The sequence below is a fragment of the Xanthomonas sp. AC360 genome (assembly GCF_979258225.1).
Window position 1 is genome coordinate 283,199 of the sequence record NZ_OZ409846.1, and the last position, 12,480, is coordinate 295,678.

Sequence of the window (12,480 nt, forward strand, 5' to 3'; positions counted from 1 at the left end):
GCAATCCTCGTGAGTTGGTGCCGTAGCAACCTGAAAATCAACGTGCTGCCCATACCACCAGCACGTCACTGCTGAAGGAGCCATCGGCTGCAATCTGAAAGTAATCGCGTACTTCGTCTACCGCCGCGTCCTGCAACCCGCGAATGGCTGCGCGCAACACCTCGGGCGTGCGCATGCGGTCGACCCAGCTCAGATAGTCCAGCTGTAGCCGTTGGCAATGATGACGCTGCACCTGCAAACCGGCATCGCCCAGCATCTGCAACCACTGCGCAACACTGTAGTCGCGCACATGACTGGTATCGCGCAACACCTCGATCGCCTGCAGGTGCGTGTCCAGCAATGGCAACCCCGGCGCGACCACATCGATAAAGGCGGCAACGCCGCCGGGACGCAACACGCGCCGCACTTCGCGCAGTGCCTGGCCCACGTCGCTCCAGTGATGCGCCGAGTAGCGGCTGACCACTGCATCCAGGCTACCGGTCTCGAACGGCAAGCGCTCGGCAACACCTTGCACAGTGCGCACCTGCGTCAGCCCACGCTCGGCGGCGGTGGCCGCCACGACGGTGAGCATATCGGCAGACAAATCGTAGGCCACCACCTCGGCCATCAACGGCGCCAGCTGGAAACTCACATGCCCGGCACCGCAGCCAAGGTCGAGCAATCGCCCATTGCGATGACCCGCTAGGCCAGCGCGGAGCTCGGCGAACTCGGCGCCTTGCGCATGCACGTCGCTCTGCAGATACGCGTGCGCCTGCGGCCCGAACTGCGCAGCGACATGTTCGCCCAGCGCCCCCGTATCGGCGGTGTTGGCAATCGCGTTCACTGCAATGCGCCGAATAACCACGGTTGGCGCATACGATGGCCTTGTTCGAAGCGGCCGATTGCATCGGCGTCCTGCAAGGTCAGGCCGATGTCGTCCAGCCCGTTGAGCAGACAGTGTTTGCGGAATGCATCGACCTCGAAGCTGTACTCCACGCCATCGGGGCGGCGCACGCGTTGTGCGGCCAGATCCACGGTGAGTTGATAGCCCTCGGTGGAAAAGCATTGCTCGAACAAGGCGTCGACTTCTGCTTCGGTCAGCACAATCGGCAGCAGGCCGTTCTTGAAACTGTTGTTGAAGAAGATGTCGGCAAAGCTCGGGGCAATCACCGCACGAAACCCGTATTCGTCCAACGCCCAAGGCGCATGTTCACGCGAGGAACCGCAGCCGAAATTCTTGCGTGTCAGCAACACGCTGGCGCCTTGATAGCGCGGGAAATTGAGCACGAACTCCGGGTTGATCGGCCGCTGGCTGTTATCGCGCCCAGGCTCGCCGATATCCAGATAGCGCCATTCGTCGAACAGGTTCGGACCGAAGCCGGTGCGCTTGATCGACTTGAGGAATTGCTTGGGAATGATCTGGTCGGTATCGACATTGGCGCGATCCAGCGGCGCCACCAGTCCGGTGTGTTGCGTGAAAGGAGTCATAGAAAGGCCAGGAATTGGGAGTGGGAAATAGGAAGAGCGAAACGGGGCGTGGCGATTCCCTATTCCCGATTCTCGATTCCCTGCAGCTCACGCACATCGACAAAATGACCACTCACCGCCGCCGCTGCAGCCATCGCCGGGCTGACCAGGTGGGTGCGGCCGCCGGCGCCCTGGCGGCCTTCGAAATTGCGATTGGAAGTGGAAGCGCAATGCTCGCCGCTGCCGAGCTTGTCCGGATTCATCGCCAGACACATCGAGCAACCCGGCTCGCGCCATTCGAAACCGGCCTCCAGAAAGATCTTGTCCAGGCCTTCGGACTCGGCCTGCGCCTTGACCAGACCCGAGCCCGGCACCACCAGCGCCTGCTTGATCGTGGACGCCACCTTGCGGCCCTTGGCCACTGCGGCGGCGGCGCGCAGGTCTTCGATGCGCGAGTTGGTGCACGAGCCAATGAACACTCGGTCCAGGCGGATGTCGGTAATCGACTGATTGGCCTTCAGGCCCATGTATTTGAGCGCGCGCTCGATCGAGTCGCGCTTGGTCGGGTCTTGTTCGGCTGCCGGGTCAGGTATCTGCTGATCCACCGCCAGCACCATTTCCGGCGAGGTGCCCCAGCTCACTTGCGGCTTGATGTCTTCGGCACGCATCTCCACCACGGTGTCGAAGTGCGCCCCCGGGTCGGAGACCAGCGTCCTCCACAGTGCAACGGCGGCATCCCAGTTCGCACCCTTGGGCGCGAACGGGCGACCTTTGACGTAGGAGATCGTCTTGTCGTCCACCGCCACCATGCCCACGCGCGCACCGGCTTCGATGGACATGTTGCAGATGGTCATGCGCCCTTCCATCGACAGCGCTTCAATGGCACTCCCGGCAAATTCCAGGGCGTGCCCGTTGCCACCGGCCGTGCCGATCTTGCCGATCACCGCCAGCACAATGTCTTTGGCAGTCACGCCGAACGGCAGCGTGCCGTCGACACGCACCTGCATGTTCTTCATCTTCTGGGCGATCAGGCACTGCGTGGCGAGTACATGTTCGACCTCGGAGGTACCGATGCCGTGCGCCAGCGCGCCGAACGCGCCATGCGTGGAGGTGTGCGAATCGCCGCAGACCACGGTCATGCCCGGCAAGGTGGCGCCCTGCTCGGGGCCGACCACATGCACGATGCCCTGGCGCGCATCGTTCATCTTGAACTCGAGGATGCCGAAGTCGTCGCAGTTCTCGTCCAGGGTCTGTACCTGCAGGCGCGACACTTCATCGCTGATCGACTCCAGGCCGCCCTGCCGCTCGGCGCGCGTGGTCGGCACGTTGTGGTCGGGTGTGGCGATGTTGGCGTCGATGCGCCACGGCTTGCGGCCGGCCAGTCGCAGTCCTTCGAAGGCTTGCGGCGAGGTCACTTCATGCAGGATGTGGCGGTCGATATAGATCAGCGACGAACCGTCGTCGCGGCGCGTGACCTCATGCAGGTCCCACAATTTGTCGTACAGGGTCTTGGCAGTCATCGCGGCGATCCGATGGAGTGGCGGTTGGTGGGTGCACCACCTGGCTGCGTTCGATGCTAGGAGCTTGCCTTCGATAACGCAAATTCATATTGTTTATTCAACAAATGAAATTCAGGAATGGCATGGATCTGGCGAGTCTCAGCGCTTTCGTCGCAATTGCTGACAGCGGCAGCTTTTCGGCAGCCGGTGAAGCGCTGCATCTCACCCAGCCTGCGGTGAGCAAACGCATCGCCTTGCTGGAGGGGCAATTGTCGGCACGGCTGTTCGACCGCCTGGGCCGCCAGGTGGTGCTGACCGAGGCCGGCCAAGCCTTGTTGCCGCGCGCCCAACGCATCCTTGCCGAACTGGAAGACACGCGCCGTGTGCTGGAGCACCTGGGCGCGTCGGTTGGCGGGCGCTTGAGTCTAGCCACCAGCCACCACGTCGGCCTGCACCGGCTTCCTGCATTGCTACGCAACTTCGCCGCGCAACACCCGCAGGCCGCATTGGACATCCAGTTTCTGGATTCTGAACTGGCCTATGCGGCGGTGCTGCGCGGGGAGGTGGAACTGGCGGTGACGACGTTGGCGCCGGACACGCGTGCACCGCTGCGTGCGCAACCGATCTGGCACGACCGCCTGCAATGCGTGGTGGCCCCCGACCACCCGTTGGCCGCATTGCGCAAGGTGACGCTGGACGATGTGGTGGCACATCCGGCGGTGCTACCCGACCCCGGCACGTTTACCCATCGCATCGTCGCCGGCCTGTTTGCCGAGCGCGGCCTGGTGCCGCACCTGCGTATGACTACCAACTATCTGGAGACGATCAAGATGCTGGTCTCGGTGGGGCTGGCGTGGAGCGTCCTGCCCGAACGCATGATCGATCACCAGATCGTGGCGCTACCGCTGGCCGATGTGGCGCTATCGCGTGAACTGGGATGCGTCACGCATGGCGGACGCACCTTGTCGCGTGCGGCACAGGCGTTTGTTGCGTTGTTGCAGGCGCAGGCGGAGCGGCCTTAGGGCGCCCGAGACAACCTCGAATGGGTTGTTGAACGCTCAATCATTGCGCGGCAATAGCCCGGCCTTTTGGTACCAACGAATACAAGCACCCTCCAACACAGCCCAGACAATCAAGACAGGAAGAAACAGTGCGCCATGCCAAAAAATCGTGCGAACGCAGAGCGGAATCACACCGAACCAGCAACACCACTTGTCAGGCAGTGGCAACACTTTGTAACGCTCGCCCTTTTCCGGACTCCGGCGAAAATCCGCCTTGTTGAGCACAGCGTTCAGACCCAAGATTGCGAAATAAGTAAGCACCATCCATAGCAGCAACATAAGTTCTCTAGCCTTCACGATTCGATACACCACCACGCGCCTGAAACTTACGCACCGGTGTCACAGCGCAGTCTTCAACGCACCACCGTGCCATCGCACTACCGATCAACCAATCGATCGCGCCCCTGCCGCTTGGCCTGATACAGCCGACGGTCTGCCAACGCGAGCAATTCGCGTCGGGTCGGCGCTTCATCGCTCATCGCCATACCCATGCTGGCGGTGCACCGCACCGTGATGCCTTGCGCATCGACGTCGATTGCCGCAAGACGTTGCCGCATGCGTTCGAACAGCGCGCGCGCCTGCACGGCATCCAGTCCCGTAGCCGCCAGCAGAAACTCTTCGCCGCCATGGCGCGCAGCGAAGCACTGCGCCTGATCCTGGTCGCTCAATGCCTCGCCCAGCGCGCTCAATACCGCATCGCCGACGTCATGGCCATACTCGTCGTTGATGTGCTTGAAGTGGTCGATATCCATCAAGGCCAGCGCCAGCGCGGCACCACCGCTACGCGCATCGTCGAACCATTGCTGCAGCACGCGCTCGGCTTCGCGCCGGTTGGGCAATGCGGTCAGCACATCGTGGCTGGCGCGGTATTCCAGCTGGCGCATCAAGGCTTCGCGCTCCTGGCTGGCCTGTTGCAGCGCGAGATTCTTGTCGCTCAGTTCGCGGGTGCGCTTATCGATCACGGTATTGAGTTGGCGCTGGCTGCGCCGATAGCTGGCCGTGCGCCACAGATAAAATCCGTAGATCAGGCTCGCCAGCGCAAGGATGCCCAATGCGATGACTTCGCCACGGCGCCACCAGGGCGGCGCCAACGCGATGACCAGACTGGATTCCCCCAGCAGCGCGGTCTGACGCCAATCCACCGGCAGCGACATCGCCTGCACGCGGAAGCGAAAACGGCCCGGCGGCAGGTTGGTGTACACCGCCTCGGTTGCGTTGTCGGCATCCACCCAATCCGGGTCGAAGCCGTCCAGGCGATAGCGGTAACGCACCTTGTCCGGGCCACGGAAATTCAGGCCGGCATAGGTGATTGCAATGCGGCGGGTCTCTGCGCCGAGCTGGTGCGGGCCGCTCAACGGTTGCACCATGCCGTCGACCAGCAGGCGCTCGAACACGATCGGCACGCGATGGCCTTGCAAGGTGCCGACACGCGCCGGATCGATCACGCCCAGCCCGGCCGAGGTGGGAAACAACAACTGCCCGGCCTGTGTCAGCCAGCCGGCGGGGGCGCTGCTGCCATTGCCTTGATTGCTGGGCATGCCATCGCTGCGGTCCACAACCTCCACACTCAATTGTTCGCGGGTACCGGCATCGATCTGGTCGAAGTCGTTGCGCGCGATGCGGAAGACGCCGTGGTTGCTGGATAACCACAGATAGCCGTGGCCATCGTCGATCACGCGGAACACCTTGTCGCGTGGCAATCCGACGCGATGGTCGTAGACGCGGAAGTGGTCGCCCTGCAGGCGCAGCAAGCCGCGATCGCTGGCGATCCAGAGATCGCCACCGGCATCGCGCAAAAAGTCGAAGGCGTTCTGCCCGGGGAAGTCCTGTTCGCCCAGCCACGCCCGCGTGCTGCCGCCCGGCGACAGCCCGGTCATACCGCGATCGGTGCCGATCCAGATGATGCCCTGCGTGTCGCGATACAGCGCCTGCACCGAGCCGTCGGGCACGCCATCGGCGGCGGTGTAGCGGCGCGCCTTGCCATGCCGCCAGCACACCAACCCGCCGGTGGTGCCGATCCACAGATCGTCGCCATCGGGCAGCACCGCGCGCACCGACAACGACGGCAGGCCATCGCCCGCGCCGATGCGCACCAGCACCTTCCCTTGCGCATCCAGCCGCAGCACGCCCTGACTGTAGGTACCCGCCCAGACCCCGCCGTCACCGGCATCGGCCAGCGACAACACCGACTGCTCCAGCACGCGGCCGCCTTCGGCCGGCGACAGCGATATGCGGCTGATCTGATCGTCGCGCCAACGGTCCAGACCCACCGCGCTGCCCACCCACACGGTGCCGTTGCTGGTCTGCAACACGGTGCGCACGTAATCGGAGGCAAGGCCGTCCTCATGGGTCACACCATGCGCGGCGCCTTCGGCAATCCGGAACAGGCCATGCGTGCTGCCGACCCAGATCAGGCCTTCGGCATCTTCCAGCAATGCCGGGCTGGCGACGCCGGTGATCGAAATCTGCTCGTCCGGCACGGCCACCCCGCTGTGCACCACCAACGTACCGGTGGGCATGCTCATCCACAGATGCCCGCGCCGATCCAGTAGCAGCGCATCGACCCGCTGCCCCTGGCGAAAACGCTGCAGCCCGCCGCCGCGACTCCACCACCACACACCGTCATCGCCGGCGACCAGCAAGCCGCCCTGGCGATCGCTGGCAAGCCGGCGCACCGGCACCGCCTGCATGCCATGCATTGTTCCCCAGGCCTCGGCGGCGCCGCCATTGCGGGGCAGACGGTACAACCCGACCTCCGTGCCCACCCACAGATCGCCAGTGTCGTCGGCCGACAACGCGGTGATGCGTGCGCGTGGCAGGTCGGTCTGACGCCCGACGTCGACCAGGCGCCCATTCGCTTCGAGCCGATACAGCGTCTGCGGCGTGCCCACCCACAGGGCGCCGTCGGCACGACGCAACAGTGCGCTGACCGCCAGATGGCGCGCCGTAGCGTCCCCCAGCTGCTGCCAGTGGCCGTCCTGATAGTGATAGACCCCGTCGAACGCGGTGCCGAACAACATGCCGCCGGTGCTGTCGCGCACCACCACGAAGACGCCGCCCAATTCGGCGCCCGGCGTGTTCTGGCGGTCGTACACGGTGAAATCGCGGCCGTTGAAGCGCGCCACGCCTTCCCAGGTGCCCACCCAGATCAGCCCGTCTTCGCCCTGGGCTACGGCGTGCACCAGGTTGTGCGGCAGGCCGTCGTCCATGTTCCAGCGCGTGACGGTGTGATAGGCGGTGTGATCGAGCGCCTGTGCGCCAGCCTGGGACAGTCCCAGAACCCCGCAACACAGCCCAAACCACAGCCACACAAGGGCCGCCCGCAGCACGCGTGTGCTGCGAACGCAGCTTGCATGCGTCTGCGCCCCGACCCCGTCCACGTTCCCCATTCCCCTCATCCGTGCCCGCTGACCATGCGTGCCGGTATGTACCGACAGGCCTGAGGCAATCTATCACCGGGGTTTTCGGGCCGCCCTAGGTGGATTCCCCACAGCTGCCGGGCCAACCATGACACCGGGAGCATTCAACTGAAACAATGAATGCCCATCATCATCTGCATGGCGGTTGGGCATTGCGCCCACCGTGTCGTCGCTTCGCCGCGGCGTAGTCCGTTGCCTCGGTCGCTCCCAGGTTCGACCAGTTGAAGCACCCGCGCGCTGATGCATTCAGGCCGTCGAGTATAAATATAGAACCCGATGGTCTAGTATTGACCGTATGTCCAGCTCGCCCCCCCTCAAGTCCAAGGCCAAGAGCAACGGCCCTGGGCGTCCCAAGGATCTTGGGAAACGTGCCGCCATCCTGGGTGCTGCCCGCGCCCTGTTCATGGAGCTAGGCTATGCCGGGGTCAGCATGGATGGCATCGCTGCCCAGGCCGGCGTCTCCAAGCTCACCGTCTACAGCCACTTTGGCGACAAGGAGAGCCTGTTTTCCGAGGCGATCCGTGCGCAATGCCAGCAGATGATGCCGGACGACCTGTTCGACCACGCGCCCGAGGGTGCGCTGCGCGACCAGTTGGTCGAAATCGCGCATGCGTTCTTTGCCATGGTCAGCACCGAGTCGGCCATTTCCACCCACCGCATGATGATGGCGCCCGGCACCGGCGATGTGCATGTGCGCGAAATGTTCTGGGAAGCCGGCCCCAAGCGAACCCAACAGGCATTGGCGGATTTCCTGTCGGCGCGTGTGGCCGACGGCCAGCTCGACATCGCCGATCTGGCGCGCGCGGCCTCGCAATTCTTCTGCCTGCTCAAGGGCGAGCTGTATGCCTTGATGATGTGCGGCCTGCATGGCCAGCCCACCCGCGCGCAGGTGGATGAGCACATTCAGTCCAGCGTGGACTTCTTTTTGAGGGCGTATGCGCCCCTTTGATCGCCCCGGGCCTTTGGTGGCGATGACTTCCGGCACTGCGCCAGCGGCCGGCGCCCAGCGATGCTAGATGCGCCAGTTGCTCCGTGCACCGGTAAAATGTTCGCCCCACCGCGTTGGATAACCGCACCATGACGATCGATTTCACCCAGGCCCGCGAAAAGATGGTCGAACAGCAGATCCGGCCGTGGGACGTGCTGGACCTGCGCGTGCTCGACGTGCTGGCGCGCCTGCCGCGCGAAGCCTTCGTGCCGGAGGCCTACAAGACCCTGGCCTATGTCGACGTGGAAATTCCGCTGTCGGCCGGTCACAAGATGATGAAGCCGGTAGTAGAAGGCCGGATGTTGCAGGCGCTGGATCTGCAGCCGGGCGAAGACGTGCTGGAAATCGGCACCGGCAGCGGTTTTTCCACCGCCTGCCTGGCCGCACTCGCGCGCGAAGTGGTCAGCCTGGAGATCGATCCGGCACTGGCAGCGGCAGCACGCGCCAATCTGGATAGCACCGGTGTGGGCAGCAATGTGCGCACCGAAACTGCCGACGTGTTCGGCTGGCAGAGCGAGCGTCGTTTCGATGCCATCTGCGTGACCGGCGCGGTCGATACGCTGCCGACGCAGTGGCTGCAGTGGTTGCGCCCGAACGGCCGGTTGTTTGTGGTGCGCGGTCACGCACCGGTGATGGAAGCGGTCCTGGTGCGTGGCGACGTCAACGCTCCGCGCATCGAATCGTTATTCGAAACCGATCTCGCTTATCTCCAGGGCGCCACACCGACGCCCCGATTCCAATTCTGATTCCCAAGGAAGCTTCCCCGATGATCCGCCGATCCCTCGCCCTGGCCCTGGCCGCCGCCCTGTCACCGATGGCAGCGCATGCCACCGATCTGCTGCAGGTCTATGAAATGGCCCGCAACGGCGACCCGCAGCTAGCCGTGGCCGAGTCCACGCGGCTGGTGAATCGGGAGGGGCAGGTGCAGGCGCGTGCGGCGCTGTTGCCACAGCTGGACGGTAGCGCCGGCTACACCCAGGCACATCGCGAGCTGGAAGGCGTGGATGGTCGCTCCACCACCAAGCAGCGGCAGTACACGGTTCAGGGCAGCCAGACCATCTTCAACTGGGCGCAGTTCGCCAACCTGCGTGCGCAGCGCGAAGTGGCCAAGGCCGCAGACTTCACGTTGGCATCGGCCAACAACGACCTGATCACCCGCACCTCGGCGGCGTATTTTCAGGTGCTGGTCGGTATCGAGTCGCTGGCGGCGGCAGAAACCAACGAAGCGGCGGCCAAGAAGCAGTTCGACTACGCCGACAAGCGCCTGGAAGTAGGCCTGGCGCCGATCACCGACGTGCACGAAGCCCGCGCGCAGTACGACCAGGCGCGTGCCGACAGCATCAACGCACGCAATACGCTGAAGGATTACTACCAGGCGTTGACCGAACTGACCGGCCAACCGGTAGTCGGCCTGCGTGCGCTGCCGGAAGACTTCCGCCCGGAAGTGCCGGCTGCTTACAGCAACGTCGATCAGCTGGTATCCGCCGCCATCGCCGACAACCCGGCGCTGAAGGCGCAGCAGCTGCAGGTCAGTGCAGCCGAGGCGCAGGTCAATGCGGCGCGTGCCGGCCATTACCCCACCTTGAGCCTGGGCGCCAATATCGGTCGCAGCAATAGTTGGGGCGGCCAGGGCACGGTCGATCAGGCCGCAGGTAACTTCACCACCGCGGGCCGCGATATCGATACCGATTCGATCGGCATCACGCTGTCGATCCCGATCTTCGCCGGCGGTGCGACGCAGTCGGCCGTGCGTCAGGCACTGTCGCGTCGCGATATCCAACAGGACACCTACGAGCAGCAGAAGCGTGCGCTGGACCGCAATACGCGCAATGCCTATCAGACCGTGGTCGCCGGTATCAGCGAAGTGGAAGCGCGCCGTTTGGCAGTGGTCTCCGCGCAAGCCGCCTACGATGCCTCGCAGGTCGGTCTGGAAGTCGGCACGCGCACCGTGCTGGACGTGGTGCAGAACCAGCGCACCCTGTTCCAGGCGCAGCTCAATTACGCGCAGTCGCGCTATACCTTCCTGCAAAACCGCCTACTGCTCGGCCAGGCCATCGGCAAGCTCGACATCACCGACCTGCAGGATGTGAATCGCCTGCTGTCGCAAGATGCCGAAGCCAGGCTGCAGGGCAGCGGCTCGCTGCAGTAAAGCGAGCGGATAGGTCACTAAAAAGGCGGGCGAAGGCCCGCCTTTTTTATGTCCGATGCAAGCGCGTACCTGGCTGCGTGCGATACCTGCGATGACTGCCGCATCAGCGGGTGATCTGCCGCTTGGCTGGAGGGCCCGTGCCGCCCGCCATCGCGGGACGCGCCGCAAGTAGGTCCTTGTAGCGGCATCCATGCCGCGTAAGAACCCGCGACGGTGGGCGGGCAAGGACCAATCAAGATAGTCGGTGTGCGTAGCTCTTCTCAAAGCAACCCACACCTTGTCTGGTGCGGCGCCCTCGCCGCTTGCGGGACCGTGTGGCGACATGGATGCCGCCACCGGGCCCCCACGGACGGATGCACGGCGTGTCCCGCGAGCGGTGAGGCACCGCGCCCTCGAGCAATGCGGCTTGAGACTCTCCAGATGACGCCAAAAAGCGGCTAACGAAACGACCGCGCGATCGCCCCGTTTGATTGGTCGCTCCAAGACCGCTTGATGATGTGACTTGGCATGACTGCAACAGGTTCTCTGCAACGATGCAGCACGCACGCAGTTAGATCTTTCAAGACTCCACCACCGGCGGCAAATCAGGCGCGATCTGCACCAGCGTGCGCGCCACTGCGCCCTTGCCATTGGCGACCAATGCCAGGCCTGCGGCTGCCATCGCGTCGCGCTGCGCTGGGTCGGACAGCAAACGTTCGAGATCACGATAAACACAGTCGGCGTCCTCGCAGATCGCGACCGCATCGGCCTCGCGCATGCGCCGCGAAATTTCCGAGAAATTATGCAGATGCGGGCCGGTCACTGCCGGCGTGCCAACCGCCGCAGGTTCAAGCAAATTGTGCCCGCCGATCGGCTGCAGGCTGCCACCGACGAAAGCGACCTGCGCGCATGCATAAAAACTCATCAGCTCGCCCAAGGTATCGATGACGAAGACCGTATCGTGCGCTTGTGGCCACTGCTGCGCTTTGCGTGTCGCCACGCGCCAACCGCGCTCGCGCGCCAACGCCTCGACCTTTGGAAACCGCTCAGGATGGCGTGGCGCCCACAGCAGCAGCAGGTCCGGAAACTGCACCAGCAACTGCGCATGGATATCGGCCACCGCCGCCTCTTCGCCCTCATGCGTGCTGGCGGCAATCCACACCGGCCGCGTGGCCGGCACATGGGTACGGAACTGCGCGACCAGGGCCTGTAATTGTTCGGGGGCGGCGATATCGAATTTGAGATTGCCCAGCGCCACCACTTGGTCCGGGCGCGCGCCAAGGGTGATGAAGCGCTCCGCATCGTCCTGCGACTGCGCCGCCACGCAGGTCACCGTGCGCAACGCGCGGCTGATCAAGGGCGCCAGCACGCGGTAACCGCGTAACGAGCGCGCCGACAAACGTGCGTTGAGGATGTACAGCGGAATCTGGCGGTCGCGGCAACCGAACAACATGTTCGGCCATAGCTCGGTTTCCAGAATCAGCGCCAGCCGCGGGCGAAAATGTTCCAGAAACCGCCCCACGCTGCCGGGCACGTCGTACGGCAGATACACATGGTCGACCGCATCGCCCCACACCGCGCGCACGCGCTCGGAACCGGTGGGCGTGATGGTAGTGATGACCCAGCGGATATCCGGGCGTTGCGCGCGCAAGGCGTTGACCAGCGGCGCGGCGGCATTGACCTCGCCCACCGACACCGCATGCACCCACACCCGCGGGCGGCCGCAGGCATGCGTGTACGACGCATAGCGCTCGTTCCAGCGGTTGAAGTATTCGCGCACGCGAAAACCGCGCCACACCAGGTGGTAAACCGTGACCGGCAACAACAGGTAGAGCAGCGCCGAGTACAGCCCGCGCAACAGCCATTCGATCGGGTCTTTCCGCATGTGTGCAGGATACGGGAGCGCCTGCACGTGCGCATGTGCACGCTGCCCGATGCG

The 12,480-nt window shown here is 64.3% G+C and carries 10 protein-coding genes; 4 read left to right on the forward strand and 6 right to left on the reverse strand.

Annotated elements, in window-relative coordinates; all coding sequences use genetic code 11:
• Positions 1 to 37: 37 nt before the first annotated feature.
• Genes ACZZ0O_RS01150 through leuC form a run of 3 tightly spaced genes read right to left on the reverse strand, consistent with a single transcriptional unit; the run spans position 38 to position 2,966 of the window.
• Entirely contained in the window at positions 38 to 823 is a 786-nt protein-coding gene (locus ACZZ0O_RS01150) for a class I SAM-dependent methyltransferase (protein WP_161961685.1), read from the reverse strand.
• Positions 820 to 1,467 carry a 3-isopropylmalate dehydratase small subunit gene (gene leuD / locus ACZZ0O_RS01155; protein ID WP_463591986.1) on the reverse strand — a complete coding sequence of 216 codons (648 nt, stop codon included), beginning with the start codon at positions 1,465 to 1,467 and terminating at the stop codon, positions 820 to 822. Before leuD ends, ACZZ0O_RS01150 begins: the two co-directional genes overlap by 4 nt.
• 59 nt (positions 1,468 to 1,526) lie before the next feature.
• The gene (leuC, locus tag ACZZ0O_RS01160; RefSeq protein WP_463591987.1) at positions 1,527 to 2,966 is read right to left on the reverse strand and encodes a 3-isopropylmalate dehydratase large subunit; all 1,440 of its coding nucleotides are present in this window, start codon (positions 2,964 to 2,966) and stop codon (positions 1,527 to 1,529) included.
• A 122-nt stretch (positions 2,967 to 3,088) separates the two neighbouring features.
• Here leuC and ACZZ0O_RS01165 point away from each other — a divergent pair, with 122 nt between their 5' ends.
• Positions 3,089 to 3,967 (forward strand): LysR family transcriptional regulator, encoded by an 879-nt coding sequence (locus tag ACZZ0O_RS01165; protein ID WP_463591988.1) that lies wholly within the window; start codon positions 3,089 to 3,091, stop codon positions 3,965 to 3,967.
• Positions 3,968 to 4,003: 36 nt separating this feature from the next.
• On the opposite strand, the gene ACZZ0O_RS01170 is transcribed toward ACZZ0O_RS01165, so the two are convergent.
• Both ACZZ0O_RS01170 and ACZZ0O_RS01175 read right to left on the reverse strand, forming a co-directional pair.
• Entirely contained in the window at positions 4,004 to 4,285 is a 282-nt protein-coding gene (locus ACZZ0O_RS01170; RefSeq protein ID WP_463591989.1) for a hypothetical protein, read from the reverse strand.
• 98 nt (positions 4,286 to 4,383) lie between these two features.
• Positions 4,384 to 7,395 carry a two-component regulator propeller domain-containing protein gene (locus tag ACZZ0O_RS01175; RefSeq protein WP_463591990.1) on the reverse strand — a complete coding sequence of 1,004 codons (3,012 nt, stop codon included), beginning with the start codon at positions 7,393 to 7,395 and terminating at the stop codon, positions 4,384 to 4,386.
• Positions 7,396 to 7,720: 325 nt separating this feature from the next.
• Here ACZZ0O_RS01175 and ACZZ0O_RS01180 point away from each other — a divergent pair, with 325 nt between their 5' ends.
• The 3 genes from ACZZ0O_RS01180 to ACZZ0O_RS01190 all read left to right on the forward strand — a co-directional run bounded on the left by ACZZ0O_RS01180 (position 7,721) and on the right by ACZZ0O_RS01190 (position 10,562).
• Positions 7,721 to 8,374: a TetR/AcrR family transcriptional regulator gene (locus ACZZ0O_RS01180; RefSeq protein ID WP_463591991.1), complete on the forward strand. Its 654-nt coding sequence runs from the start codon at positions 7,721 to 7,723 to the stop codon at positions 8,372 to 8,374.
• Positions 8,375 to 8,502: 128 nt separating this feature from the next.
• Positions 8,503 to 9,159, forward strand: a complete 657-nt coding sequence (locus tag ACZZ0O_RS01185) for a protein-L-isoaspartate O-methyltransferase family protein (protein ID WP_463591992.1) — start codon at positions 8,503 to 8,505, stop codon at positions 9,157 to 9,159.
• Positions 9,160 to 9,179: 20 nt separating this feature from the next.
• Positions 9,180 to 10,562 (forward strand): TolC family outer membrane protein, encoded by a 1,383-nt coding sequence (locus ACZZ0O_RS01190; RefSeq protein ID WP_463591993.1) that lies wholly within the window; start codon positions 9,180 to 9,182, stop codon positions 10,560 to 10,562.
• Positions 10,563 to 11,121: 559 nt separating this feature from the next.
• On the opposite strand, the gene waaA is transcribed toward ACZZ0O_RS01190, so the two are convergent.
• Positions 11,122 to 12,426 (reverse strand): lipid IV(A) 3-deoxy-D-manno-octulosonic acid transferase, encoded by a 1,305-nt coding sequence (waaA, locus tag ACZZ0O_RS01195; protein WP_463591994.1) that lies wholly within the window; start codon positions 12,424 to 12,426, stop codon positions 11,122 to 11,124.
• Between the last annotated feature and the right edge of the window lie 54 nt (positions 12,427 to 12,480).